This window comes from Mycobacterium intermedium, from assembly GCF_002086275.1.
Lineage (GTDB): Bacteria > Actinomycetota > Actinomycetes > Mycobacteriales > Mycobacteriaceae > Mycobacterium > Mycobacterium intermedium.
Genome location: NZ_MVHT01000057.1, coordinates 1 through 25,437, shown reverse-complemented (window position 1 = coordinate 25,437; position 25,437 = coordinate 1). Strand labels below are relative to the sequence as shown.

Genomic DNA, 25,437 nt, shown 5'->3' with positions numbered 1-25,437 from the left:
CTAGCGCAACGCTCGACGGGCACGGGCGGCCGCAACACGCTGGATGATGTCTGCCGGCCGCTCCCCCGCGACAACTCGGATGTTTATCCAGCCCCGACCTTCGACCTTTTCCTGTCGACGAATGTCCCAGGAGTGTCGCCGCCTATCGGTCCGATGGTGTTCACCGTCGTATTCGGCGCTGACTTTCAAGTCTTCCCAACCCATGTCGAGATACGCAAAGGGCTCGCCAAAGTCGTTACAGACGGGAATCTGCGTTTTCGGACGCGGGAAGCCAGCGCGAATCAGCAGCAATCGGAGCCAAGTCTCTTTTGGTGACTGGGATCCACCGTCAGCAAGATCGATTGCAATCCCCGCATTCCGAATACCGCGCCGGCCGGGATAGCGCTGAGCGAGTGCCACCACGTCGGCAGGCTTCAAATCGGTGGCTGCCAGCAGGGCATCGATCCTTGCCACTGCGTCGTCGGTTGGATACCAGCAACCCAAATCAAGCGTGGTGCGGGCCAGAGTCGTCACCGGTATGCCGTCTAGCCAAATGATCTCGTCGTCTTCGATGCGATCACTGTGTACTTTTATTCCTGGCAACGGGTTTCGGTTAGTGTGCAGAATTTCCAACGGCGCGCTGGATTCGACCCACTGCGCGCCGTGCATCGCACTGGCGGTCAGACCCGCAACGACGCCCCGCCGTCTGGACCACAGCCATGCCGCTGCGCCAAGTACCTCGGGCGTCAGCTCGATATTCCGGCCCACATACACGTCACGGAGCAGGTTTTTATACTGCGTGCGAAGTGCACTCTTGACCAGTTGCCCGCTGGCGACGGCCTCACTGCCGATAAATGGCTGCCCCACGCCGGCAGCGTCGCACGGAGCAAGGCCGCCCGTCACGTCACCGTGAGCCAGCTGTCCACAGCCGTCGCCCCAGCGTGACGCTCGGCACCCACTGCCACGCCAGCGTGACGCTCGGCGCCCACAGCTGGCGCGGTGCAGCGCGTTAGCCCAGTATCAACCCCGACGTGGGCACGCCAGTGCCAGCCGTCACCAACACATGCTCGACGTCGGGCACCTGGTTCACCGAAGTCCCCCGCAATTGCCTTACGCCCTCGGCGATCCCGTTCATCCCGTGGATGTAGGCCTCACCGAGTTGTCCACCATGGGTATTGATCGGCAACCGCCCACCAATCTCGATCGCACCGTCAGCTATGAAGTCCTTCGCCTCACCGCGACCGCAGAATCCCAACTCCTCCAACTGAATCAGCGTGAACGGCGTGAAGTGGTCATACAGGACGGCAGTCTGGATATCAGCCGGGGACAAACCCGACTGCGCCCAAAGCTGCTTGCCCACCAACCCCATTTCGGGCAAGCCGTCCAACTCCGGTCGGTAGTAGCTCACCATCGTGTACTGGTCAGGACTCGACCCCTGCGAAGCGCCCTCGATCACCGCGGGCCGGTGCTTGAGATCCCGCGCCCGCTCGACCGACGTCACCACGATTGCCACCGCACCGTCGGTCTCCTGGCAGCAGTCCAGCAGCCGCAACGGCTCGGCGATCCACCGCGAATTCTGGTGGTCCTCAATGGTTATCGGTTTCTCATAGAAGTAAGCCTTCGGGTTCTTGGCGGCGTGTTTGCGGTCGGCCACGGACACCGCGCCGAAGTCCCGGCTGGTCGCACCCGAAAGGTGCATGTACCGACGAGCAATCATCGCGACCTGTGCGGCCGGCGTCGAAAGCCCGTGCGGGTAGGAGAAAGAGTTGTCCACGCCGGTCGAATCGGCGTTCTCCGTCAGCCGCGTCTGCACCTGGCCGAACCGCATGCCGGAGCGCTCGTTAAACGCGCGGTAGGCCACCACCACGTCGGCGACACCGGTGGCCACGGCCATCGCCGCATGCTGCACAGTGGCGCACGCCGCTCCGCCGCCGTAGTGGATCTTCGAAAAGAATTTCAGCTCACCGATTCCCGTTGCGCGCGCGACCGCGATTTCGGTGTTGGTGTCCATCGTGAAGGTGGTCAGCCCGTCGACGTCTGCCGGGGTCAAACCGGCGTCGTCCAACGCATCCAGCACCGCCTCGGCTGCCAGCCGCAATTCGGAACGCCCGGAGTTCTTCGAAAAGTCAGTGGCGCCAATGCCGACGATGGCCGCTCGACCAGATAAACCCGACGACACTACGCATCCCCAATCGTCAACGTGGCGGTCGCAATGACATGGTTGCCAAGGCTGTTGGCGCCCACCACCTTCACCGTGATCAACCCGTCCTCCACCGCGGTCACTTCACCCGAGAACGTCACCGTGTCATAGGCGTACCAAGGCACACCGAGTCGTAACCCGATCGACTTGATCAGCGCCGACGGCCCGGCCCAGTCTGTGATGTAGCGCTGCACCAACCCGGTGTCGGTGAGGATGTTGACGAAGATGTCCTTCGACCCTTTGGCCTGCGCCAGATCGCGATCGTGGTGCGCATCCTGAAAGTCTCTGGTAGCCAGGGCTGTCGAGATGATGAAGGTCGGGGTCCCTTCCAGCTTCAGCTCGGGCAGCTTGGTACCCACTTCTACAACAGGCGCGCTCATGCCTCCGGCTCCCACGCATAGAGAGTCCACTCCGGCCCGCTATCGCCAGCCGGAAAGTCGATATACGTTGCGCGAACGGCCATTCCGATCTCCACCGTCCCAGGGTCGACACCGCGCAACTCACCCAGCATGCGCACGCCCTCCTCGAGCTCGACCAGCGCGATGACGAACGGCAACGTGCGGCCAGGCACTTTCGGCGCGTGGTGTACGACGAAGCTGAACACCGTGCCTCGACCGCTGGACACCACGTAGTCGATGGGCGCCGCGGGGTCCTGCCACACCGCCGGCACCGGCGGGTGGCGCAAACTTCCGTCGGCCAGCTTCTGGATCCGCAGCTCGTGCGCCTTCACCCCCTCCCAGAAGAAGGCGGTGTCCTTCGACGACGAGGGACGCATCATTGCGTCGGCGTCCAAGTCATCCGGCACGGTCGAAGCCGGAGCAGCCGAAGAAGACTCGGCGGGCCTGAATTTGAGGATGCGCCAGTTCATCTCGGCTACGTCCTCGTCACCCACCTGCCACACGATGTGCTGGTTGATGAACCAGCCTTCACCGAGGGCGGTTTGCTTGGGGCCGACGACATCGCCGAGTTCCGCGCTGATGGTGACTTGCTCGCCGGGCCTCAAGTAGCGGTGATACGTCTGCTCGCAGTTGGTGGCCACCACCCCGATATACCCGGCATCGTCAAACATTTGGACGATCGGCGGCAACGGATCGTCGTCCGCACGAGAACCGTGTAGTCCCGTCATCGTCCATACCTGGATCATCGCCGGCGGAGCGACAACGCCAGGATGCCCCACGGCACGGGCCGCGGCTTCATCCACATAGATGGGGTTGTTGTCGCCGAGGGCTTCCACCCAGTTGTTGATCATCGGCTGGTTCACCGGATCCCGCGCAAGCCGCGGCTTGCTGCGACCTCTGGCCTTGATCTGGGCGGCCGTCTCCTGGATATCGCTGATTTCGGTCATCGCGGCACCCTCGGCACCCTGAGGCCGGCGGCGGCGATCATCTCTCGCATGACTTCGTTGACGCCGCCGCCGAAGGTGATCACCAGGTTGCGCTTGGTCTGTACGTCCAACCAACTCAACAACTCGGCGGTCTTCGGATCGGCCGGGTTCCCATACCTACCGACGATCTCCTCCGCGAGGCGCCCGATGTACTGAATACGCTCGGTGCCAAAGACTTTCGTCGACGCGGCATCGGCCACGTTGATGTCCTCGCCAGCCGCGGCGACCTGCCAGTTGAGCAATTCGTTGATCCGCCACAGCGAATAGATCTCGCCGAGCGCCCGCTTGACGTCCTGATGATCGATCGGTCTGACGCCGTCACTGCCGGGCGTGGACGCCCAGTCGTGCAGCCGGTCGTAGATGCCGGCGGTGCGGCCGGCCGGACCGAGCATCACCCGCTCGTTGTTGAGCTGAGTGGTGATCAAGCGCCATCCACCGTTCTCTTCACCGACCAGCATGTCGACCGGCACCCGCACGTCGTTGTAGTACGTGGCATTGGTGTGGTGCGCGCCGTCGGACAAGATGATCGGCGTCCAGGAGTAGCCCGGGTCCTTGGTGTCGACGATCAGGATCGAAATGCCTTTGTGCTTAGCGGCTTCCGGGTCGGTGCGGCAGGCCAGCCAAATGTAGTCGGCGTCGTGTGCGCCGGTGGTGAAGATCTTCTGGCCGTTGACGATGTACTCGTCCCCCTGACGCACCGCCGTCGTCCGCAGCGACGCCAGGTCGGTGCCCGCGTCCGGTTCGGTGTACCCGATCGCGAAGTGCACCTCACCGGCCAAGATTGCCGGCAGGAACTTCTTCTTCTGCATCTCGCTGCCGAACTGCTGCAGCGTGGGACCGACCGTCTGCAGCGTCACCGCGGGCAGCGGCACATCGGCGCGATGCGCCTCGTTGACGAAGATGGACTGCTCGATCGGCCCATAGCCCAAGCCGCCGAACTCCTTTGGCCATCCCACGCCAAGCTTGCCGTCCTTGCCCATCCGGCGGATCACCGCGCGGTAGGCCTCGTTGTGACGGTCCTGCTCCATCGCTTTCGCCTCGTCGGACGAAATCAGATTGGAGAAGTATTCCCGTAGCTCCAACTGCAACTTCCGTTGCTCGGGAGTGAGGTCTATGTACATTGCGCTCCCACTGGGCTGTGTGCGTGGCGACCCGCTGCGCCCGGCTGCGCCGCGCTTGCGATCCCCACGAGATCGAGTCGATGAGAGGCCCCACCCAGCAACCGGGTCAGGTCCTTGATCGTGGAGTAATAGCGGTGCATCGGGTACGTGACATCCATGCCCATGCCACCGTGCAGGTGGTGGCAGATCTGCATGACCGGCGGCGCCTGCGACGCCAACCAATATCCGAGGACATCCAGATCTGCGTGAGCATCCAGCCCCTCGGCCAGCTTCCATACCACGGCCTTGGACACCAAATCGATGGTGCGCGAGGCGATGTAGACCTCAGCGAGTTGCGCCGCCACCGTCTGGAACGTCGACAACGGCTTGCCGAACTGCTTGCGGTTGGCCACATAATCGGCGGTCAGCCGCAGCGCACCCGCCACCAACCCGTCGGCGTAGGCGCCAATCGCCGCCAATGCCAATTGGTTTACCCGCGCGGCCGACAACCCGGCCAACACATCCGAGTCGGCGACCGCGACATTCTCGAAAGTCACCGTGTACTCGTCGGACCCATTGGACGTCGGTGTGCGAACCAAGCGCACACCATCGGCCTTCGGCGACACCACGACCACCGCGCTATCGGCGGTCACCACGATCCAATCCGCCGACTCCGCATATGCGACACCTACTTTGGTGCCCGACAGCCGACCGTCCGAAAAGGCCACCGACGGCCGGTCCGGCAACGCCGCGCCGGGTTCGTTGAGCGCCGCCGTCAGCACCGCACCCTTGGAAACGCCGGACAGGAAACGGTCCTGCTGTTCGTCGGAAGCCGCGTCCAGCAACGGCACCAATCCGAAACCCAGGGTGGCCAATGCCGGTGTGACGGCGCCGTGGCGACCCACCTCGGTCAGGGCCGTCGCAACCTCGGCCAGGCCCAATCCGTCACCACCGAGACGCTCCGGCACCGCCAGCGCCGTCACGCCACCCTGAACGATTGCCTCCCAAGAGATCTCACGATCGAGGACGGACGTGACGACGTCGGCGACGGCCTGCTGTTCCGCGCTGAGATCGAAATCCATCAGTGATCCACCGGGCACTTACCGGTGTAGTCGACCTGCCAGTGCTTGATGCCGTTGAGCCACCCCGACCGCAACCGTTCGGGCGTCCCGATCGGCTTCAGGTCGGGCATGTTGTCCGCGATCGCGTTGAAGATCAGGTTGATCGTCATGCGCGCCAGGTTGGCGCCGATGCAGTAGTGCGCACCCGTCCCGCCAAAGCCGACGTGCGGGTTGGGGTTACGCAGGATGTTGAACTTGTACGGGTCCTCGAAGACCTCTTCGTCGAAGTTGGCCGACCGGTAGAACATCAGCACCCGGTCGCCCTTCTTGATCTTCGCCCCGTTCAGCTCGTAGTCCTCCAGTGCGGTGCGCTGGAAGACGGTCACCGGGGTGGCCCAGCGAACGATCTCGTCGGCCGCGGTCTCCGGGCGCTCCCTCTTGTACAGCTCCCACTGGTCGGGGTTCTCCGAGAACGCGATCATGCCGTGCGTGATGGAGTTCCGGGTGGTCTCGTTGCCGGCCACCGCGAGCATCACGACGAAGAAGCCGAACTCGTCGTCGGAGAGCTTCTCGCCGTCGATGTCGGCTTGGATCAGCTGGGTGACGATGTCTTCGCCCGGGTTCCTGCCCCTCTCCTCGGCCATCTGCATCGCGTAGCCGATCAGCTGCGCCGACGACATCTTCGGGTCGACGTGGGCGAATTCGGGGTCTTCGGTACCGGTCATTTCGTTGGACCAGTCGAAGATCTTGCCGCGGTCCTCCTGGGGCACTCCGAGCAGATCGGCGATTGCCTGCAGCGGCAGCTCACAGGCCACCTGCTCGACGAAGTCACCGGAACCCGCGGCGGCCGCCGCCTGGGCGATCTTCTGCGCGCGCGCGTTCAGTTCATCCTTGAGCCGCCCGACGGCACGCGGAGTGAACCCGCGGGAGATGATCTTGCGCAGCCGGGTGTGGTGCGGCGCGTCCATGTTCAGCATGACGAACCGCTGCACCTCGATGTCCTCGCGCGCGATGTCGTTGTTGAACCGGGGGATGACGCCGTTTTCGTAGCTGGAGAAGATGTCGCTGCGCCGCGACACCTCCTTGACGTCGTTCAGCTTGGTGACCGCCCAGTACCCGCCGTCGTGGAAGCCGCCGCCATTGCCAGGAGCCTGCTCGGTCCACCAGACCGGGGCCTTCGCCCGCAACTCCGCAAACTCTTCGACCGGCACCCGGCTTACATAGATGTCGGGGTCGGTGAAATCGAACCCGGGGGGAAGATTGGGGCTGGGCACGGCAGTTCTCCTTCTACAGTCTTCGCTGACCGACGGCTACAACTCGGGTTGTAAGCACTAGCTGTCCTAGTGTTCTTCTGATGCCAGTAAAACATGCCTTAACCGTAGGCAAAAGGCATCCGAGCATCCTTGCTTGTCATATTAATGAAACGTGTTCTAGCCTTGCCACATGGGTAACCCGGTAATCGTCGAAGCCACTCGCAGCCCGATCGGCAAGCGCGGGGGATGGCTATCAGGACTGCACGCCACCGAACTTCTCGGGGCGACTCAGAAGGCGCTGGTGGAGAAGGCCGGTATTGACGCCGGCGACGTCGAACAGGTCGTCGGTGGCTGCGTTACGCAGTTCGGCGAGCAGTCCAACAACATCACCCGGGTGAGCTGGCTCGTGGCCGGGCTGCCCGAACACGTCGGCGCTACGACCGTGGATTGCCAGTGCGGCAGCAGTCAGCAGGCCAACGGCCTGGTAGCCGGGCTGATCGCGGCCGGCGTGATCGACATCGGCATCGCCTGTGGGATTGAGGCCATGAGCCGGGTGGGCCTGGGCGCTAACGCCGGTCCCGACCGCAGCATCCTGCGACCCGCTTCGTGGGACATCGACCTGCCCGACCAGTTCACCGCCGCCGAGCGGATCGCCAAGCGCCGCGGCATCTCGCGCGAGGACATCGACCAGTTCGGGTTCGACTCGCAGCGCAAGGCCAAGCAGGCGTGGGCCGAGGGCCGCTTCGACCGGGAGATCTCGCCAATCGAGGCCCCGGTGCTGGACGAGAACAAGCAGCCGACCGACGAGCGTGCCCCCGTCACCCGCGACCAGGGCCTGCGCGAGACCACCCTCGAGGGTCTGAGCCAGCTCAAGCCGGTGATCGAAGGCGGCATTCACACGGCGGGCACGTCGTCGCAGATTTCCGACGGCGCGGCCGCGGTGTTGTGGATGGACGAAGACAAGGCCAAAGCACTCGGCCTGCGCCCGCGCGCCCGGATCGTCAGCCACGCTCTCGTCGGCGCCGAGCCGTACTACCACCTCGACGGGCCGGTGCAGTCGACGGCGAAGGTGCTGGAGAAGGCCGGCATGAAGATCGGCGACATCGACATCGTCGAGATCAACGAGGCCTTCGCCTCCGTCGTGCTGTCCTGGGCCCGGGTCCACGAACCCGACATGGACCGGGTCAACGTCAACGGCGGGGCCATCGCGCTGGGACACCCGGTGGGCTCCACCGGCAGCCGGCTGATCACCACCGCGCTGCACGAACTGGAGCGCACCGACCAGAGCACCGCGCTGATCACCATGTGCGCCGGTGGCGCCCTGTCGACGGGCACCATCATCGAACGCATCTAGTCAGTGCGTGTCTCCGACGAGAGCCGGGTTGAGGCCGCGCAGGCATACATCGATGCGTTGGTGACCCATGACGCGGCAGCGGTCCCGTTCGCGGCCGGCTGCACCCGCATCGAGCTGGGCCTGAAGAACGGCTTCTCCGGAGATCAGTTGCGGCGCAGCCTCAATCGCGGGCTTCAGTACCGAATTATCGCCGACGCCACGCCACCGGATTACCGCATCGACGGCGACGAGGTGCATGCCGGCTACGACGTGCTGACCAAGGCAGCGTTCGCCGGCCGGCGGATCGCCGCGCGGGTCAGCGAGACCTTCGTGATCCCTGCCGACAGCCCCAGCGGCAAAGCTGAGATTCAGCACATCCGGGCTCACTTCAAGCCGTTCCTTCGTAACTAGGATTACCGCCATGCCGAAAACAGCACCACGGTTCTTGAATTCGCCGTTCGCCGACTTCTTCATCAAGTGGATGTCGCGCTTCAACGCCCGGCTGTACCGGCTCAGCAACGGAAGGCTCGGCGGCACAATTCAGAAGGCCCCGGTCGCGCTGCTGACCACCATTGGTCGTAAGACCGGTGAACCCCGGGTGACCCCGTTGATCTATGTGCGCGACGGCGACCGCGTGGTGGTGCCCGCGTCGCGGGGCGGTTCCAACAAGCATCCGTTGTGGTACCTCAACCTGAAGGCCAACCCGAAGGTGCAGGTGCAGATCGGCAAAGAGGTGCTGCAGCTGCAGGCCCGCGAAGCCACTGACGAAGAGCGCGAACGATACTGGTCGCAGCTGGCGGCCTTGTATCCGCCGCTCGACGACTACCAGACGTGGACCGATCGCGTAATCCCGCTCGTAGTCTGCGACCCGTAGCCATCACGTGCGCCGCTTCGCCCGCTGACTCTGCACTTTAGGCGGCGTCTACTCGCACTTCCTCGCCCAGGACGCGGTCTCAACGCCTTCCAATCATCCTTAGCGCGGACGCTTTTCGCGATCGATCTCCCCGTCGGCCCGCAGTTCCCAATGGTGGCCCAGCGCGGTGGAGCCGCCCCGGGAGACCGCGACTAGGCCGCCGTCACATACTCTAGGCACCAGCACCGTAGACGGGGACCGGCGTGCGCGCCTTGGCCAGCAAGTCCGCTACCACCGGGCCCAACTCGGCGGGGTCCCACTTAGCGCCCTTGTCGATCTGCGGACCGTGCGCCCATCCCTCGGCGACCCGGATCTTGCCGCCCTCGACCTCGAACACCTGCCCGGTGATGTCGCGCGACTCGACGCTGCCCAGCCACACCACCAACGGCGAGATGTTCTCTGGCGCCATTGCATCGAAATCCTGGTCCTGCGTTGCCATCATCTCGGCGAAGACAGTCTCGGTCATGCGGGTGCGGGCCGACGGCGCAATGGCGTTGACGGTTATGCCGTAACGGCCCAGTTCGGCGGCCGCAACGAGCGTCAGCGCCGCAATTCCGGCCTTGGCCGCGCTGTAGTTGCCCTGCCCGACGCTGCCCTGCAGCCCGGCACCGGAACTGGTGTTGATGATCCGCGCGTCCACCGCCTGACCGGCTTTGGAAAGGCCGCGCCAATAGGACGCCGCGTGCCGCATTGTGGCGAAGTGACCCTTGAGGTGCACGGCGATGACGGCGTCAAACTCTTCCTCGCTGGTGTTGGCGATCATCCGGTCACGCACGATTCCGGCATTGTTGACCAGGATGTCCAGGCCACCGAAGGTGTCGATGGCGGTTTGAACCAGTTCCGCCGCCTGGTTCCAGTCGGCGACGTTGGATCCGTTGGCGACGGCTTCCCCACCGGCGGCGATGATTTCGTCGACGACGCTTTGTGCCGCGCTGCCACCGCTTGCGGGTGAGCCGTCCAGGCCTACACCGATGTCGTTGACCACCACACGCGCGCCCTCTGCCGCGAAGGCGAGCGCATGCGCGCGACCGATACCGCCACCCGCCCCAGTGACGATGACCACCCGGCCGTCAACCACTCCCATCGTTTGTCCCCTTACTGTTTCCGTCTACTTGACCGCACTGGCATTCGTGGTGGACAAGTAGTGCGGCGGCTCACCGCCGCCATGCACCTCCAATGTGGCACCACTGATGTACGAGGCCGCGTCCGAAGCCAAAAACGCTGCGGCCCAACCAACGTCGTCGGGCTTGGCTAGCCGGCCCAACGGCACGTTCTTGGATATCGCGGCGATCGACTCGGCGTCACCGTAAAACAGGTCCGCCTGTTCGGTTTCCACCATGCCGACCACACACGCGTTCACCCTGACTTTCGGGCCCCACTCGACGGCAAACGTCTGCGTCAGGCTCTCCAGCCCGGCCTTCGCCGCGCCGTACGCGGCGGTGCCCGGCGACGGTCGCCTACCGCTGAGGCTGCAGATGTTGACGATCGAACCACCCTCGGGCTGAGCTTGCATCTTGTCGTTGGCGTACTGCGAAACAAACAGACCGCCAATCAGATTCAGTTCGATGATCTTGCGGTTGAACTTCGGGGTGGACTCCGCGGTCAACACATACGGCGAACCGCCGGCGTTGTTGACGACGACGTCGAGCCGGCCGTGCCGGTCCACGATCGTGTCGATCAGGGCCTTGACGGCCTCCTCGTCGCGAACGTCGCAGGAATGGAATTCATAGGGCAGGCCTTCGACAGCACGTCTGGCGCACGTCACGACCGTCGCGCCCTGCTCGGCGAACACCGAGCTGATACCTGCGCCGACGCCGCGAACGCCCCCCGTCACCAGCACCACTCGCCCAGCCAGACCGAAATTGATGCCGTCCACTGTGCTAGCGTACCAAGCAAGTGCTTGCTTAGGTAACTTGGACCCCCACCAGGAAGTGCCATGACCATCACATCCGCAACCGTGGAACCAGGCATAGTCGCCGTCACGGTCGACTATCCGCCCGTCAACGCCATTCCCTCGCGGGGATGGTTCGAGCTAGGCGACGCCATTACGGCCGCCGGCGCCAATCCCGATACCCATGTGGTGATCTTGCGCGCGGAAGGCCGCGGCTTCAACGCCGGTGTGGACATCAAGGAGATGCAGCGGACCGAGGGATTCACCGCCCTGATCGACGCCAACCGTGGCTGCTTCCACGCATTCCGTGCGGTCTATGAGTGCGCGGTGCCGGTGGTTGCCGCGGTGAACGGCTTTTGCGTCGGCGGCGGCATCGGCCTAGTGGGCAACTCGGACGTCATCGTCGCTTCCGACGACGCCACCTTCGGATTGCCGGAAGTAGAACGCGGCGCACTAGGTGCCGCCACCCACCTGTCCCGGCTGGTGCCACAGCACATGATGCGGCGGTTGTTCTTCACCGCAGCCACGGTGGACGCGGCCACCCTGCACCACTTCGGCTCGGTGCACGAGGTGGTCCCCCGCGACCAGTTGGACGAGGCGGCGCTGAGGGTTGCCCGTGACATCGCCGCGAAGGACACCCGGGTCATCCGCGCGGCCAAGGAAGCGCTGAACTTCATTGACGTTCAACGAGTGAACTCGAGTTACCGGATGGAACAAGGCTTCACGTTCGAGCTCAACCTCGCCGGTGTCGCCGACGAGCACCGCGACGCGTTCGCCGGCACGTCGAAGGGCAAGAAGGAATGACGAACAAGGTCACCACCCTGGACGAGGCCGTAGCCCAGTTGGAAAGCGGGATGACCATCGGCATCGCCGGCTGGGGGTCGCGACGCAAGCCGATGGCTTTCGTGCGCGCCATCCTGCGCACCGATATCAAAGACCTGACGGTAGTCACCTACGGCGGTCCCGACCTCGGACTGCTGTGTTCGGCCGGCAAGGTGAAACGCGTTTACTACGGGTTCGTTTCGCTGGATTCACCGCCGTTCTACGACCCATGGTTCGCCAAAGCCCGTACCAGCGGCGCGATTGAGGCCCGCGAGATGGACGAGGGCATGCTGCGCTGCGGCTTACAGGCTGCCGCACAAAGACTTCCGTTCCTGCCCATCCGGGCCGGACTGGGAAGTTCGGTGGTCGACTTCTGGGAGGGCGAGCTGCAGACCGTGACCAGCCCCTACCCCGCGCCCGGCGGCGGGTACGAAAAGCTGATCGCGATGCCGGCGCTGCGCCTGGACGCGGCCTTTGCCCACCTCAATATCGGCGACGCCAAAGGCAACGCGGCCTACACCGGCATCGACCCCTACTTCGACGACCTGTTCCTGATGGCCGCCGAAAAGCGGTTCCTCTCCGTGGAGCGGATTGTTCCGACCGAGGACCTGATCAAAGCCGTACCTCCACAGGCACTTTTGGTCAACCGCATGATGGTCGACGCCGTGGTGGAGGCGCCAGGTGGGGCGCACTTCACCACCGCCGCACCCGATTACGGGCGCGACGAAAAGTTCCAGCGGCACTACGCCGAGGCCGCCGGTTCCGAAGAGGGCTGGCAGCAGTTCGTTCAGACCTACCTGTCCGGCAGTGAAGAGGACTACCAGAAGGCCGTGCGCGCATTCGGTGAGGAGGCAGCCAAGTGAGCACCCGAGCGGAAGTATGCGCGGTCGCCTGTGCCGAATTGTTCCGGGACGCAGGTGAAATCATGATCAGCCCGATGACGAACATGGCCTCCGTCGGAGCGCGCCTGGCGCGCCTCACCTTCTCACCCGACATCCTGCTGACCGACGGAGAGGCGCAACTGCTGGCCGACACCCCAGCGCTGGGCAAGCCGGGAGCCATCGAGGGCTGGATGCCGTTCGGCCGGGTTTTCGAAACATTGGCCTGGGGCCGGCGCCATGTCGTGATGGGCGCGAATCAGGTTGACCGCTACGGCAATCAGAACATTTCGGCGTTCGGGCAACTGCAGAAGCCCACCCGGCAGATGTTCGGCGTGCGGGGTTCGCCGGGCAACACCATCAACCACGCGACCAGCTACTGGGTGGGTAACCACTCCAAGCGGGTTTTCACCGACGCCGTCGACATAGTCTCGGGCATCGGCTACGACAAGGTGGACAAGGACAATCCGGCGTTCCGGTTCGTCAACGTCTACCGGGTGGTGTCCAACCTCGGTGTGTTCGACTTCGGCGGTCCGGAGCACACCATGCGCGCCCTGTCCTTGCACCCCGGGGTAACGCCCGACGAGGTGCGTGAGGCCACATCGTTTGAGGTGCACGGACTCGACGAGGCCGCGGAATCACGGCAGCCGACAGACGAAGAACTTCGTTTGATTCGCGAGGTGATCGACCCGAAGGCGCTGCGCGACAGAGAGATACGGTCGTGAGACTGCGCACGCCGCTGACCGAACTCGTCGGGATCGAACACCCCGTGGTGCAAACGGGGATGGGTTGGGTGGCCGGCGCGCGACTGGTGTCGGCGACGGCCAATGCGGGCGGACTCGGCATCCTCGCCTCGGCGACAATGACGCTGGACGAATTGGCGACGGCGATCAAGAAGGTCAAGGCAAACACCGACAAGCCGTTCGGCGTCAACATCAGGGCGGACGCCGCCGACGCCGGTGACCGCGTCGAGCTCATGATCCGCGAGGGCGTCAAGGTGGCTTCCTTCGCGTTGGCACCCAAGCAGGAGCTGATCGCCCGGCTGAAAGAGGCTGGCGCCGTGGTGATTCCGTCGATCGGTGCGGCCAAGCATGCGCGCAAGGTCGCGAGCTGGGGCGCCGACGCGATGATCGTGCAGGGCGGCGAAGGCGGCGGCCACACCGGACCCGTCGCCACCACCCTGCTACTGCCGTCGGTGCTCGACGCGGTGAAGGGCACCGGTATCCCGGTGATCGCCGCCGGCGGTTTCTTCGACGGGCGCGGACTGGCCGCAGCGCTGTCCTACGGCGCCGCGGGTGTCGCCATGGGCACCCGGTTCCTACTCACCTCGGACTCCACCGTGCCCGACGCCGTCAAACGGCGTTACTTGGAGGCTGCGCTCGACGGCACCGTCGTCACCACCCGCGTCGACGGCATGCCGCACCGGGTGCTGCGTACCGGACTGGTGGAGAAACTGGAAAGTGGTTCGCGGGCTCGGGGATTTACCGCTGCGGTGCGCAATGCCGCCAAGTTCAAGCAGATGTCGGGGATGACCTGGCGGTCGATGATTCAAGACGGCCTGGCCATGCGCCACGGCAAGGAGTTGACCTGGTCGCAAGTGGTGATGGCGGCGAATACCCCGATGTTGCTCAAGGCCGGGTTGGTCGAGGGCAACACCGAGGCCGGGGTGCTGGCCTCGGGCCAGGTCGCCGGGATTCTCGACGACCTGCCGTCCTGCGCGGAATTGATCGAGTCGATCGTTCGGGAAGCGATCGAGCATCTGCAGCAAGCGTCCGCGTTCATCGAATAGCGGTAGCAAATCTGCGGGACTGTTCCCGACGGCCCAGGTAGACCGGCAAAACGCCCGTAACCAGCGAAAAGTCCAAAAACTTTACACTCTGAGCTCGTCGGGTGCATGGGCTAGGCTACGCGCTATGACGACCGTTGAGAAGCAGCACGCGGCTCCTGAGTCGGCCGCACCCCATGCTCTGCCGGACCCCGGTGAGTGGGTACCCAAGCTCGCTTTGCCCACCGTCGGGATCTACCTCGCTGGCCTCACGGCATTCGTCGTATCCACGACCGGGTACATCAACGGCTGGTCGCCCGCTTGGGTCACGATCCCGGTCAACGCGGCGGTCACTTTCGTCATGTTCACCGTCGTGCACGACGCCTCGCACTACTCGATCAGCTCAACGCGCTGGGTCAATGGACTTCTTGGCCGGCTGGCATGGCTGTTCGTCGGGCCCGTGGTCGCCTTCCCGTCATTCGGGTACATACACATTCAGCACCATCGGCACTCCAACGACGACGAACAGGACCCCGACACCTTCGCGTCGCATGGCAAGTGGTGGCAGCTGCCGTTTCGCTGGCCGGCGGTGGAGTACTTCTACCTGCGTTACTACCTGCCGCGTGCCCGCAGCCGCCCGGTCGCCGAGGTCGCCGAGACGTTGGTGATGATGACCCTGAGCATCGCAGGGCTCATCACCGCGATCGTCACCGGCAACTTCTGGACGCTGGCGGTCGTCTTCCTGATTCCGCAACGCATCGGCGTCACCATCTTGGCGTGGTGGTTCGACTGGCTGCCCCACCATGGGCTGGAGGACACTCAGCGTTCCAACCGCTACCGCGCAACCCGCAACCGCGTCGGCGCGGAGTGGCTGTTCACCCCGGTGCTTTTGTCGCAGAACTATCACCTGGTGCACCACCTGCACCCGTCGGTGCCGTTCTACCGGTATCTGCGGACGTGGCGGCGCAACGAGGAGGCCTACCTCGAGCGCAATGCCGCCATCGGCACGGTCTTTGGGCAGCAACTGAATCCGGACGAATACCGCGAGTGGAAGGAGCTGAACGGCCGGCTCGCGAAGCTACTGCCGGTGCGGATGCCATCCCGCTCGAGCTCAACACATGCGGTGTTGCACCGCATCCCGGTCGCGTCGGTCGATCCCATCACCGCCGACAGCACGCTGGTCACGTTCGCGGTGCCCGAAGCACTACAGGACGCGTTCCGCTTCGAGCCGGGGCAGCACGTAACCGTGCGCACCGACCTTGGCGGCCAGAACGTTCGGCGCAACTATTCGATCTGCGCTCCTGCCACCCGGGCCCAACTGCGGATTGCCGTCAAACACATTCCCGGCGGGGCGTTTTCGACGTTCGTGGCCAATGATCTCAAGGCCGGTGACGTGCTGGAGCTGATGACGCCGACGGGCCGATTCGGCACCCCGCTGGATCCGCTGAACCGCAAGCACTACGTCGGCCTGGTCGCCGGCAGCGGGATCACGCCGGTGTTGTCCATCATCGCGACGACGCTCGAGGTCGAGACCGAAAGCCGGTTCACCCTGATCTACGGCAACCGGACTTGGGAGTCGACGATGTTCCGCGCCGAGCTCGACCGGCTGGAGTCTCGGTATGCGGACCGGCTCGAGATCTTGCATGTGCTGTCCAACGAGTCGATGCACATTCCGGAGCTGCGTGGGCGCATCGACCGGGACAAGCTCAGCACCTGGCTGGCGGATCGCTTGCGCCCGGCCGATGTTGACGAGTGGTTCCTCTGCGGTCCGCTCGAGATGATTTCGAACCTGCGGGATGTGTTGGTCAAGCATGACGTGGCCCCCGAGCACATTCACGTCGAGCTCTTCTTCGGGTACGCGGATGCGCCGACTACCCAGCAGTCGTACGACACGGCGACCGTCACCTTCACGCTGTCCGGGAAACAGGAGACCTTCGATCTAACCCCCGGAGACTCCATTCTGGAAGGCGCGCTGCAACGCCGCAGCGATGCGCCGTATGCGTGCATGGGCGGCGCGTGCGGCACCTGCCGTGCCAAACTGATCGAAGGCGAAGTGGAGATGGACCACAACTTCGCGTTGGGCCGGTCCGAGTTGGATGCGGGTTACATCCTTACCTGCCAATCACATCCGACGACACCGTTCGTCTCTGTCGACTACGACGCGTAGCGCGCCGCGGAGGTTGGCGGGAACACCCGTCAGCCTTCAGGCGACTCCATCCACGTGCGTCGCGGCCTCACCGACCGTGGCTCCACCGTCGCCAATCATGGTCTGCATCAACGCTTTATGCTCACGCTCGCCGCGCGCTGCGGCGCGACCGCGCCCGCCCGGCAAGCTCAGGTCGACGAGGCTGCGGGCGACGTTGAACGGGAACCGCAACACCGGATACACGGGTGGGATGTAGGTCGGCAGACCGAGCGTGGCCATGCCCCCACGTCCGAGAAAACCGCTGGTGACAGACAAGTGTTGGAGCCAAGCGAGGCGACGGCGCAGGCTGGGCAAGTGTTCGTAGTTCCAACTCAGCGGGTCCGCAGCCATTGGCACCGCCAATTGTTTGGTGGTTTCGTCGGGCGTCGAGATCGCGCTCAGCGTGTGATACAGGATGCGGACGCCGTCTCGAAAACTCTGCGGTAACCACTCTTCCTCAACACCCATCAGCCAGCCCGCGTACCGGGTCACGTGCGCGATTGCATCGAATTCCCTTGGCGTAAGCAGTATTCCCATACCGATGCCGCCAACGGGTGGGGCAATGAGTGCGCCGACGAGCGTGGCCGCCATGTCCGTCTGGTTGATCGGCAGGCCCCATTGGTCGGCGCGCCAGTCCGGCATCGCCGCCACGTGCCGTCGGACCAACGCGTGAATAAAACGGACGCGGAGCGTGGACCGGTAGCCCACTCCTTGCGGGGCCAGGCCGTCTTCGGAGATGACGTCCATCGCCCACTGCATCGTCTCGGCAAACCGCCTGTTCGACCCCTTCTCCAGTGCCCCCGTCCGAAGCAGCGTCTGGTTGAAAGCCGCGAATTGATACCCGCCAAGAAGTGACACGTCGCGTGCAACGTACATGCCGTCGGCTCCGCCACTACGTAGCGCCGTTTGGCCCCGGCGCAGGATTTCCCAGTCGACCCAGTCCGGAACCTTCTCAACCTCGACGAAGAATTCGCTCAAGGGTTCGGGAGCCGCGGGAACATTGGCGATGCCGTCACGCAAGGCGCGCTCGAACAACGGGCGCGTATGTTCCATTCCGACGGCCGACATCCACTCGACCAGACGGTCCATCGGCTCGTCGCCCACGGTTAAGCTCTCGCCGAACCGCTGCATTTCCCCGTCATTGGGTCCACGCAGGCCGAGCACCAGCGCCAACAGGCGGATAGCGGGAGGAACCTTGCGCGGACGATCAGGATGGCGCGCCGGAATCGGCTGGTTCACCCACGCTCCTCTCGCGGAAAAATTCTCGAAATTAACTTTGGATAACACTTGTAGTCAGAAAGTATGCTTGGGGTACCCTGACTGTCAATGAAGCGAGCGGAGGTGGTACGCGGTTACGGCGGCGTGAGCGCAGCCGACCGCATCGCCGAACGCCGCCGCAAGCTGCTCGCCGCGGGTCGGCGCATCTGGGGCGAGTCAGGAGTCTCCGACGTGACGATACGCGGCGTGTGCGCAGCAGCCGGCCTGACCCCCCGCTACTTCTACGAGCAATTCCCGAACCGTGAAGCGCTGCTGTTCGCCGTTTCGGACGACGTTCGCGACGAGTTGCTGCAGGCAATTGTTCTAGCTGGCATCGGCGACCCAGGCACCCTGAAGGACAAGCTCCGTTCGGCCATCCAAGCGTTCCTGGAAATCCTCGCGGCCGACCCCCACATTCACCGCATCGCCACCCAGGACGTGAGCAGCGTCGCCGGCCTCGCCGAACACCGCACGCGCATTCTCGACATGATCGCCGATGCAGTCGTCCAGTACACCCCGGACGTTCTGGGCCCCGACACACCGAATCGCCAAGAGTGGAAACGCGTCGCACAGTTCATCGTGGGTGGGGCAAATCAGTTGATCGAAAACTGGCTCGATGATCCCAAGGAACCCCCTGCCGAACTTGCCGCCGCGATCGCCAACCTGTGCGTCGCGGCGGTTGGTGGTATTGCGCACTCCTATAAGAAGTCGGGCTCGTTATCCTGACCCGTCCGCGAGCCGGTCACGCAGGCTCTTCGGACGGATGTCCGGCCAATTCTGTTCGACGTAGTCCAGACATGCCTGTCGAGAGTCTTCGCCGAACACGACCCGCCAACCCTCCGGGACCTCGGCAAAGGTTGGCCACAGGCTGTGCTGTTCCTCGTCGTTGACCAGAACTACGAACCGCCCGTTCTCGTCGTCAAACGGATTGGTGCTCATAGACCCCCAGCTTTCCACACAACGCCGCCAGCGACGGGCGACAGCCGAGATCAGAGCCGCTCGATGATGGTGACGTTAGCCGTGCCCCCACCCTCGCACATGGTCTGCAGTCCGTAACGACCACCGATTCGTTCCAGCTCGTTGAGCATGGTGGTGAACAGCTTGGCACCGGTAGCGCCCAACGGATGCCCGAGTGCGATCGCTCCGCCATTTGGATTGACCTTCGCCGGGTCGGCCTTGATCTCCTTGAGCCAGGCGAGGACTACCGGCGCGAACGCCTCGTTGATCTCGACGGTGTCGATGTCGTCGATGGAGAGGCCGGTCTTTTCCAACGCGTATCGGGTGGCCGGAATGGGGCCGGTCAACATGAACACCGGGTCCGCGGCCCGGGCGCTGATGTGATGAATGCGGGCCCGTGGCGTCAATCCATGATCCTTGACGGCCTGCTCGGAGGCCAGCAGGACAGCGCTGGCACCGTCGGAAATCTGACTGGCCATCGCCGCCGTTATCCGGCCGCCCTCGACCAGCGTCTTGAGGCCGGCCATCTTCTCCAGCGACGTCTCCCTCGGGCCCTCATCCACCCGGAACGGGCCGGATTCGGTTTCCACAGTGATGATTTCGTTGTCGAAGTGGCCGCCGCGAATCGCCGCGAACGCGCGCTCGTGACTGGTCAGCGCGAACTGCTCCATCTCTTCCCGAGACAGGTTCCACTTCTCGGCGATGAGCTCGGAGCCACGGAACTGAGAGATCTCCTGATCGCCGTAGCGGTGCAGCCATTGCTTGGATTCGGCTGTCGGCGTGGTGAACCCGAACTGCTCGCCGACGGTCATCGCCGACGAGATCGGGATCTGGCTCATGTTCTGCACGCCGCCGGCCACGATGAGGTCGGCCGTGCCGGCCATGATCGCTTGGGCCCCAAAGGAAATGGCCTGCTGGCTGGAACCGCACTGCCGGTCGACGGTGACCCCGGGCACCTCTTCGGGGAAGCCGGCGGCCAGCCATGACAGCCGCGCGATGTTGCCCGCCTGGCCGCCGATGGCGTCCACGCAACCGGCGATCACATCGTCGACGGCGGCGGGGTCGACATCGACGCGGTCGAACAGGCCGCGCCACCCCAGTGCGCCCAGGTCGACGGGATGTATCCCGGCCAGGGCGCCGTTGCGCTTTCCGACCGCGGTCCGTACGGCCTCTACGACGTACGCCTCGGGCATTTTCAGACTCCTTCTGTCTTGATCCCGCCAAGCACGATGGCGAGGTACTTCTGACCTACCTGCTCTGCGGTGAGCGGCCCGCCGGGTTGATACCAGCGCACCGACACCCATGTGGTGTCGCGGATGAATCGGTAAACCAGATCGACGTCGAGGTCGCCCCGGAAATAACCCTCCTCGATGCCCTGATTGAGCACGTCGACCCACATCATTCGCTGCTGCTTGTTGCGTTCCTCGAGATAGGAGAACCTGGGTTGCGACGACAGTCGCTGGGCCTCGTCTTGATATATGACGACTTGGGCGTGCCGGTGCTCGATCGCCTCGAACGAGGTCATGAACAACCCTTTGAGGCGTTCCAGGGGGTTGGGCTCGTTGTCGATGATTTGTTGGTAGCGCTCGAACAGCCAATCCAGGAAGCCGCGCAGCAGGTCGTCCACCATCTCCTCCTTGGAGGCGAAGTGGTGGTACAGGCTGCCCGAGAGGATTCCGGCACCGTCGGCAATGTCTCGCACGGTGGTCGCGCGTAACCCGCGCTCGGCAAACATCGTCGCCGCGAGCGCCAGAAGCTCGTCTCGTCGGCTGTTAGCCTGACCGGTCACTCGGTCCACCCGGACAGACTACCAACCAAGCACTTGCTCGGCCAACGGCGGTGTCTCGGAGCGAACTTTTCTCGCCGAGACTCTTTCGCAAATCGCCCATGTAGTCGCGTGGCGATCGTTAATCTTCACTGCTGTCAATTCGTGCTGTTCCGGAATTACGGACGTCAATGGAGGTGAGAATGGTCAACTTCACGTTTTTGCCGCCCGAGATCAACTCGTTGCGGATGTACCTCGGCGCGGGCTCGGGCCCGATGCTCCAAGCGTCGGCGGCCTGGTCAGGTTTGGCCGAGGAACTCAGCACCGCAGCGAACTCCTTCTCGTCTGTGACGTCGGAGTTGGTCAACGGCGCCTGGCAGGGCCCGTCCGCGACCGCGATGGCCGCCGCCGCCTCGCCGTACACAGCCTTCTTGAACGCAGCATCCGCCCACGCCGCTGACGCGGCCACCCAGGCCGAGGCCGTGGCGAGCGCTTTCGAGACGGCCAAGGCCGCCATCGTGCACCCACTGGCCGTCGCCGCCAACCGCGATGCATTCATTCAGCTGGTGCGTTCGAACTTCTTCGGCTTCAACGCACCCTTCATCGCCGCCGTGGAAAGCGCCTACGAAGAATTCTGGGCCACCGACGTGGCGGCGATGACCGGCTACCACTCCGCGGTCTCCGCGGTGGCCGCCCAGCTGGCGCCGTGGCAGCAGACGCTGCAGGGCCTGCCGGGCATCGGCCAGTTGTTCGGCGCACCAGCAGGAGTCGGCCCGGCCGCCCCGGGCGATCCCAACTTCGGCATCGGCAACAAGGGCGGCGGCAACATCGGCAACGGCAACAACAGCGGGAACGGCGCCGGCAACATCGGCAACGGCAACACCGGTAGCGGCAACTTCGGCGGCGGCAACACCGGCAACAACAACATCGGCAGCGGGAACCTGGGCCACGGCAACATCGGCTTTGGAAACGCCGGAGACGCCAACAGAGGCTTCGGGAACGCCGGAAACGCGAACAGCGGCTTCGGGAACAATGGCAACAACAACGTCGGGTTCGGCAACACCGGCACCGGGAATCAGGGGGCCGGAAACACCGGCAAGAACAACATCGGCTTCGGCCTGACCGGAGACAACCTGATCGGCATCGGCAACGCCTACTACAACACCGCCAATGGCCAGTTCGTCTTCACTGGCCTGAACTCTGGCAGCGGCAACATCGGCTTCGGCAACTCGGGCACCAACAACATCGGCTTCTTTAACTCCGGTGACGGCAACGTCGGCATCTTCAATTCCGGCGCCAATATCACCCAGGCCGATGTTGGCAAACTTCAAGGAATAGGTTTTGGCAACTCCGGCGTTGGCAGCATCGGCATTGGCAACACCGGCCAAGGCAACTTCGGCCTTGGCAACACAGGCACGTTGAACACCGGTGTCGGAAACACCAGTTTCGCCAACACCGGCTTCGGAAATTCGGGCTCCTACAACACCGGTATGGAGAACTCGGGCAGTACCAATACGTTCGACGGCAACTCGGGCAGCTTCAACACGGGCTTCTTCAACTCCGGCAACACGAACACCGGCTTCGGGGCCACCGCCAATAGCGACGCCAAACACTCGGGCTTTGGCAACACCGGGAACATTTCGAGTTCGGGCTTCTACAACACGGCTTCCGGTTCGTTTGCTAGCGGCCAGATGTCTGGCTTCTTCAACAGCGCAAGCGGTGGGAGTGTCATTAACGGCCAGGTTTCGGGCTTCTTCAATACCGCTGCGCCTGTCGTTACCAACTTGGTTGCCGGCCAAATCTCTGGCTTCCTCAACCGGGGTAGTCATATGGCCGGCGTCCTCAGCCTTGTTCAGTTGCTGAGGGACCTGACCTGACGAGGTGACGTTACCGCCGCCCCGTGCGGCGGTAACTTCCAACACTGCGCATCCGGAACCCGCTGACGCGGCCGTCAAATATTCGCGGAATTTCTCGCGCGCCAAGCGCCAGAAGCTCAACGCGTCGGCGGTTAGCGGCCTAACTGGTCACCCGGTTCACCCAATTGCAGCGAATTTTCAGGGCCCGACTTTTTCTCGTCGAGAATCTTAGGCAAAACGCACATGTTGTCCCCTCCGTAGCCGTATCTTCACTCCTGTCGCGGCGTACTAATCCGGAACGCTGGACATCCACCGGAGGTCAAAGTGGTCAACTTCTTGGTTTTGCCGCCCGAAATCAACTCGTTGCGGATGTACCTCGGCGCGGGCTCGGCCCCGATGCTGCAGGCCTCGGCGGCCTGGTCCGGTTTGGCCGAGGAGCTAAGCGCGGCCGCGAACTCCTTCTCTGTGGTGACGTCCGAGTTGGTCAGCGGCGCCTGGCAGGGGCCGTCCGCGACCGCGATGGCGGCCGCCGCCTCGCCGTACTCGGCGTTCTTGAACGCAGCTTCAACCCACGCCGCAAGCGCGGCCGGACAGGCCAAGGCGGTAGTCAGTGCCTTCGAGGCAGCCAAGTCCGCCGTCGTTCATCCGCTGGCCGTCGCGGCGAACCGCGATGCGTTCGTTCAGCTGGTGCGCTCGAACTTCTTCGGCTTCAACGCCCCCTTTATCGCCGCGGTCGAAGGCGCCTACGAGGAGTTCTGGGCCGCCGACGTGGCGGCGATGACCGGCTATCACTCCGCAGTCTCCTCAGTAGCCGCGCAGCTGGCACCGTGGCAGCAGACGCTGCAGCACCTGCCGGGCATCGGCCAACTGTTCGGTGCCCCCGCAGGCGTCGGTCCCGCCGCCCCGGGTGACCCGAACCTGGGCATCGGCAACAAGGGCGGCGGCAACATCGGCAACGGCAACAACAGCGGCAACGGCGCCGGCAACATCGGCAACGGCAACAAAGGCAGCGGCAACTTCGGCGGCGGCAATACCGGCGACGGCAACATCGGCAGCGGTAACGCCGGTAATGGCAACATTGGATTCGGCAACTCCGGCAACGGCAACAGAGGCTTTGGAAACGTCAACACCTCCGCCAACGGCCCCGGCAATATCGGTTTCGGGAATGAGGGCAGCAACAACATCGGGTTCGGCAACAGCGGCATCGGGAACCGGGGTGCCGGGAACACCGGCGATAACAACATCGGTTTCGGCCTGACCGGCAACAATTTGGTCGGCATCGGCAACGCCTACTACAACACGGCGAACGGTGAGTTCGTTTTCACCGGTCTGAACTCGGGTTCCGGCAACATCGGGTTCGGCAACTCGGGCACCGGCAACATCGGCTTCTTCAACTCCGGGGACGGCAACGTCGGCATCTTCAACTCCGGTCACAACATCAACGTCAACAACACAGGCCACATTCAAGGCATCGGTATCGGCAACTCCGGCTTCGGCAACATCGGCATCGGGAACGCCGTTCAAGGGAACTTCGGTATCGGAAACACAGGAAGCGGCAACACCGGCTTCGGAAACACCGGCAGCGTAAACACCGGATTCGGAAACTCGGGCGCCTTCAACACAGGGCTGGAGAACGCCGGCAGTTGGAACACGTTCGACGGGAATTCCGGCGACAGGAACACCGGATTCTTCAATTCCGGAAGCGTAAACACGGGCAACGGCTTCACCACGAACAGTGGCAACCTACATTCGGGCTACGGAAATACGGGTAATTTAGGAAGCTCCGGCTTCTTCAACACGGCGTCAGGTGCCGCCGGCAACGGCTTCATGTCCGGCTTCTTCAACACCGCTAGTGGCGCAAGCCCTTTGATCGGCACAAATGGCCTGATATCCGGATTCTTTAACACCGGAGCACCAACGGGCCCCGGCGGTGTCGCGATGGCCGGCCAAATCTCCGGCCTCTTGAACACAGGCAGCCAGATACCCGGCATCTTCAACATCGTTTCGATATTGAAGAGCCTGGCCAAGTGACAGCCGCATGCGGGATTTCCAGCCGACGGCCCTGGGCGCTGACGGCTGCTGACCAACGCGGCGGTCGCGTTCGCTGACAGCGAGAGTTTCGGGTCGAAGTTCCCGCCAACGAACTTCCGCAAGAGCTACATGTGGCCTCGTGGGCAGTCGCATCTTCGCGGCGGTAACGGCGTGCTGATCCGAACGACTGACATCAACGGAGGTCAAAGTGGTTGAGCCGATCGTCTTCGGAAGCCGCTGAAGCAGTCTTCCGCTAGTCGCAGTCATCCGCCCAAACAACGACACTCACCAACTTTTCACATAATTCACATACGTCTTCATGTGGTGGCCGTAACATCCCAAACATCGCTCGCTTGGATTCGAGCCGAAGTTTGGGGAGGTCATGGCGTGTTCCCTGTGAATGAGTCCAGCTTGTTTTAGAGTCCTGTGGCCCGAGGTCGGGCTGGAAGGGACGATGAAATACATGGCTGGGCGTAAGCGGCATTCCGCGGAGGACATTGTGCGTAAGTTGCGCCGCGCGGATGAGTTGGCTGCTGAAGGCAAGACTGGCGATGAGATCGCCGCCGATTTAGGTGTCTCGGCGGCCACGCTGTACAACTGGCGCCGCGCCTATGGCGGCATAGACACCGATGCCGCCAAAGAGCTGCGGGAGTTGCGGGAGCAGAACGCCCGGTTGAAGAGGCTGTTGGCCGAGGCTGAGCTGGAGAAGGACGCGTTGCGGGAGGTCGCGTGTCAATGGCCATCTGGAAGTCCCCGTTTTTGGCCAGGAGAAGTCCCCGCCCCTGAGCGGGTGATTGGCTAACTCTT

The 25,437-nt window shown here is 63.8% G+C and carries 25 protein-coding genes; 12 read left to right on the top strand and 13 right to left on the bottom strand.

The genetic code is table 11. From position 1 onward, the window contains the following. The 7 genes from BST27_RS19185 to BST27_RS19155 all read right to left on the bottom strand — a co-directional run bounded on the left by BST27_RS19185 (position 1) and on the right by BST27_RS19155 (position 6,998). Entirely contained in the window at positions 1–846 is an 846-nt protein-coding gene (locus BST27_RS19185) for a hypothetical protein (protein WP_069421613.1), read from the bottom strand. 142 nt (positions 847–988) lie between these two features. Then, complete coding sequence (locus BST27_RS19180; RefSeq protein WP_069421614.1) at positions 989–2,158, bottom strand: lipid-transfer protein; 1,170 nt, start codon at positions 2,156–2,158, stop codon at positions 989–991. Next, positions 2,158–2,559 carry a MaoC family dehydratase gene (locus BST27_RS19175; protein WP_069421634.1) on the bottom strand — a complete coding sequence of 134 codons (402 nt, stop codon included), beginning with the start codon at positions 2,557–2,559 and terminating at the stop codon, positions 2,158–2,160. Before BST27_RS19175 ends, BST27_RS19180 begins: the two co-directional genes overlap by 1 nt. Continuing rightward, entirely contained in the window at positions 2,556–3,524 is a 969-nt protein-coding gene (locus BST27_RS19170; RefSeq protein WP_139805243.1) for a bifunctional MaoC family dehydratase N-terminal/OB-fold nucleic acid binding domain-containing protein, read from the bottom strand. The genes BST27_RS19175 and BST27_RS19170 overlap by 4 nt, the downstream gene beginning before the upstream one ends. Further along, entirely contained in the window at positions 3,521–4,684 is a 1,164-nt protein-coding gene (fadE29, locus tag BST27_RS19165) for an acyl-CoA dehydrogenase FadE29 (RefSeq protein WP_069421615.1), read from the bottom strand. The genes BST27_RS19170 and fadE29 overlap by 4 nt, the downstream gene beginning before the upstream one ends. Beyond that, entirely contained in the window at positions 4,675–5,745 is a 1,071-nt protein-coding gene (locus BST27_RS19160; RefSeq protein WP_069421616.1) for an acyl-CoA dehydrogenase family protein, read from the bottom strand. The genes fadE29 and BST27_RS19160 overlap by 10 nt, the downstream gene beginning before the upstream one ends. Further along, positions 5,745–6,998, bottom strand: coding sequence for a cytochrome P450 (locus BST27_RS19155; protein ID WP_069421617.1), 1,254 nt, complete (start codon positions 6,996–6,998; stop codon positions 5,745–5,747). Before BST27_RS19155 ends, BST27_RS19160 begins: the two co-directional genes overlap by 1 nt. 169 nt (positions 6,999–7,167) lie before the next feature. On the opposite strand from BST27_RS19155, the gene BST27_RS19150 reads away from it, so the two are divergent. The 3 genes from BST27_RS19150 to BST27_RS19140 are packed head-to-tail and all read left to right on the top strand — an operon-like array spanning position 7,168 to position 9,184. Next, positions 7,168–8,331, top strand: a complete 1,164-nt coding sequence (locus tag BST27_RS19150; RefSeq protein ID WP_069421618.1) for a steroid 3-ketoacyl-CoA thiolase — start codon at positions 7,168–7,170, stop codon at positions 8,329–8,331. Positions 8,332–8,334: 3 nt separating this feature from the next. Beyond that, positions 8,335–8,721: a DUF8021 domain-containing protein gene (locus BST27_RS19145; RefSeq protein WP_069421619.1), complete on the top strand. Its 387-nt coding sequence runs from the start codon at positions 8,335–8,337 to the stop codon at positions 8,719–8,721. A gap of 10 nt (positions 8,722–8,731) precedes the next feature. Continuing rightward, a complete protein-coding gene (locus BST27_RS19140) occupies positions 8,732–9,184 on the top strand; it encodes a nitroreductase family deazaflavin-dependent oxidoreductase (RefSeq protein ID WP_069421620.1) in 453 nt (150 codons plus the stop codon). Positions 9,185–9,395: 211 nt separating this feature from the next. On the opposite strand, the gene BST27_RS19135 is transcribed toward BST27_RS19140, so the two are convergent. After that, complete coding sequence (locus BST27_RS19135) at positions 9,396–10,307, bottom strand: SDR family oxidoreductase (protein WP_069421621.1); 912 nt, start codon at positions 10,305–10,307, stop codon at positions 9,396–9,398. Between the two features lie 24 nt (positions 10,308–10,331). Further along, a complete protein-coding gene (locus BST27_RS19130) occupies positions 10,332–11,090 on the bottom strand; it encodes an SDR family oxidoreductase (protein WP_069421635.1) in 759 nt (252 codons plus the stop codon). 69 nt (positions 11,091–11,159) lie between these two features. Between BST27_RS19130 and echA20 the strand changes: the two genes are divergently transcribed. The 5 genes from echA20 (at position 11,160) to BST27_RS19105 (ending at position 16,746) form a co-directional block, all read left to right on the top strand. Then, entirely contained in the window at positions 11,160–11,918 is a 759-nt protein-coding gene (gene echA20 / locus BST27_RS19125) for a (7aS)-7a-methyl-1,5-dioxo-2,3,5,6,7,7a-hexahydro-1H-indene-carboxyl-CoA hydrolase (protein WP_069421622.1), read from the top strand. Then, a complete protein-coding gene (ipdA, locus tag BST27_RS19120) occupies positions 11,915–12,799 on the top strand; it encodes a cholesterol ring-cleaving hydrolase subunit IpdA (protein ID WP_069421623.1) in 885 nt (294 codons plus the stop codon). Before echA20 ends, ipdA begins: the two co-directional genes overlap by 4 nt. Then, a complete protein-coding gene (gene ipdB, locus BST27_RS19115; RefSeq protein ID WP_069421624.1) occupies positions 12,796–13,539 on the top strand; it encodes a cholesterol ring-cleaving hydrolase subunit IpdB in 744 nt (247 codons plus the stop codon). The genes ipdA and ipdB overlap by 4 nt, the downstream gene beginning before the upstream one ends. Further along, entirely contained in the window at positions 13,536–14,603 is a 1,068-nt protein-coding gene (gene ipdC / locus BST27_RS19110; RefSeq protein ID WP_069421625.1) for a (3aS,4S,5R,7aS)-5-hydroxy-7a-methyl-1-oxo-octahydro-1H-indene-4-carboxyl-CoA dehydrogenase, read from the top strand. The genes ipdB and ipdC overlap by 4 nt, the downstream gene beginning before the upstream one ends. A 124-nt stretch (positions 14,604–14,727) precedes the next feature. Beyond that, positions 14,728–16,746, top strand: coding sequence for a fatty acid desaturase (locus BST27_RS19105; RefSeq protein ID WP_069421626.1), 2,019 nt, complete (start codon positions 14,728–14,730; stop codon positions 16,744–16,746). Between the two features lie 36 nt (positions 16,747–16,782). Here the strand turns inward: BST27_RS19105 and BST27_RS19100 are convergent, their stop codons facing one another. Then, complete coding sequence (locus BST27_RS19100; RefSeq protein WP_069421627.1) at positions 16,783–18,003, bottom strand: oxygenase MpaB family protein; 1,221 nt, start codon at positions 18,001–18,003, stop codon at positions 16,783–16,785. 87 nt (positions 18,004–18,090) lie between these two features. Between BST27_RS19100 and BST27_RS19095 the strand changes: the two genes are divergently transcribed. Continuing rightward, the gene (locus BST27_RS19095; protein ID WP_069421628.1) at positions 18,091–18,747 is read left to right on the top strand and encodes a TetR/AcrR family transcriptional regulator; all 657 of its coding nucleotides are present in this window, start codon (positions 18,091–18,093) and stop codon (positions 18,745–18,747) included. On the opposite strand, the gene BST27_RS19090 is transcribed toward BST27_RS19095, so the two are convergent. From BST27_RS19090 to kstR2, 3 genes are read right to left on the bottom strand one after another with little or no spacing between them, the layout of a single operon-like run. Next, the gene (locus tag BST27_RS19090) at positions 18,739–18,960 is read right to left on the bottom strand and encodes an MbtH family protein (protein ID WP_069421629.1); all 222 of its coding nucleotides are present in this window, start codon (positions 18,958–18,960) and stop codon (positions 18,739–18,741) included. The two genes, BST27_RS19095 and BST27_RS19090, sit on opposite strands and share 9 nt — an antisense overlap. A gap of 50 nt (positions 18,961–19,010) precedes the next feature. Next, complete coding sequence (gene fadA6 / locus BST27_RS19085; protein ID WP_069421630.1) at positions 19,011–20,171, bottom strand: steroid 3-ketoacyl-CoA thiolase FadA6; 1,161 nt, start codon at positions 20,169–20,171, stop codon at positions 19,011–19,013. A gap of 2 nt (positions 20,172–20,173) precedes the next feature. Continuing rightward, a complete protein-coding gene (kstR2, locus tag BST27_RS19080; RefSeq protein ID WP_139805242.1) occupies positions 20,174–20,776 on the bottom strand; it encodes a TetR family transcriptional regulator KstR2 in 603 nt (200 codons plus the stop codon). 170 nt (positions 20,777–20,946) lie between these two features. Here kstR2 and BST27_RS19075 point away from each other — a divergent pair, with 170 nt between their 5' ends. From BST27_RS19075 to BST27_RS33850, 3 genes are all read left to right on the top strand, one after another. Beyond that, positions 20,947–22,620, top strand: a complete 1,674-nt coding sequence (locus BST27_RS19075) for a PPE family protein (RefSeq protein WP_069421637.1) — start codon at positions 20,947–20,949, stop codon at positions 22,618–22,620. A 303-nt stretch (positions 22,621–22,923) separates the two neighbouring features. Then, complete coding sequence (locus BST27_RS19070) at positions 22,924–24,630, top strand: PPE family protein (RefSeq protein WP_069421631.1); 1,707 nt, start codon at positions 22,924–22,926, stop codon at positions 24,628–24,630. A gap of 463 nt (positions 24,631–25,093) precedes the next feature. Further along, positions 25,094–25,432: a transposase gene (locus BST27_RS33850; protein ID WP_249025707.1), complete on the top strand. Its 339-nt coding sequence runs from the start codon at positions 25,094–25,096 to the stop codon at positions 25,430–25,432. Positions 25,433–25,437: the final 5 nt, after the last annotated feature.

What these genes read in the sequence shown, in the direction of transcription:
- BST27_RS19090 (WP_069421629.1), bottom strand. Translation starts at nt 18,960, where the DNA reads ATGAGCACCAATCCGTTTGACGACGAGAACGGGCGGTTCGTAGTTCTG.
- echA20 (WP_069421622.1), top strand. Translation starts at nt 11,160, where the DNA reads ATGACCATCACATCCGCAACCGTGGAACCAGGCATAGTCGCCGTCACG.
- BST27_RS19135 (WP_069421621.1), bottom strand. Translation starts at nt 10,307, where the DNA reads ATGGGAGTGGTTGACGGCCGGGTGGTCATCGTCACTGGGGCGGGTGGC.
- fadE29 (WP_069421615.1), bottom strand. Translation starts at nt 4,684, where the DNA reads ATGTACATAGACCTCACTCCCGAGCAACGGAAGTTGCAGTTGGAGCTA.
- fadA6 (WP_069421630.1), bottom strand. Translation starts at nt 20,171, where the DNA reads ATGCCCGAGGCGTACGTCGTAGAGGCCGTACGGACCGCGGTCGGAAAG.
- BST27_RS19075 (WP_069421637.1), top strand. Translation starts at nt 20,947, where the DNA reads ATGGTCAACTTCACGTTTTTGCCGCCCGAGATCAACTCGTTGCGGATG.
- BST27_RS19095 (WP_069421628.1), top strand. Translation starts at nt 18,091, where the DNA reads ATGAAGCGAGCGGAGGTGGTACGCGGTTACGGCGGCGTGAGCGCAGCC.
- BST27_RS19170 (WP_139805243.1), bottom strand. Translation starts at nt 3,524, where the DNA reads ATGACCGAAATCAGCGATATCCAGGAGACGGCCGCCCAGATCAAGGCC.
- BST27_RS19140 (WP_069421620.1), top strand. Translation starts at nt 8,732, where the DNA reads ATGCCGAAAACAGCACCACGGTTCTTGAATTCGCCGTTCGCCGACTTC.
- BST27_RS19160 (WP_069421616.1), bottom strand. Translation starts at nt 5,745, where the DNA reads ATGGATTTCGATCTCAGCGCGGAACAGCAGGCCGTCGCCGACGTCGTC.
- BST27_RS33850 (WP_249025707.1), top strand. Translation starts at nt 25,094, where the DNA reads ATGGCTGGGCGTAAGCGGCATTCCGCGGAGGACATTGTGCGTAAGTTG.
- ipdA (WP_069421623.1), top strand. Translation starts at nt 11,915, where the DNA reads ATGACGAACAAGGTCACCACCCTGGACGAGGCCGTAGCCCAGTTGGAA.
- BST27_RS19175 (WP_069421634.1), bottom strand. Translation starts at nt 2,559, where the DNA reads ATGAGCGCGCCTGTTGTAGAAGTGGGTACCAAGCTGCCCGAGCTGAAG.
- BST27_RS19105 (WP_069421626.1), top strand. Translation starts at nt 14,728, where the DNA reads ATGACGACCGTTGAGAAGCAGCACGCGGCTCCTGAGTCGGCCGCACCC.
- BST27_RS19150 (WP_069421618.1), top strand. Translation starts at nt 7,168, where the DNA reads ATGGGTAACCCGGTAATCGTCGAAGCCACTCGCAGCCCGATCGGCAAG.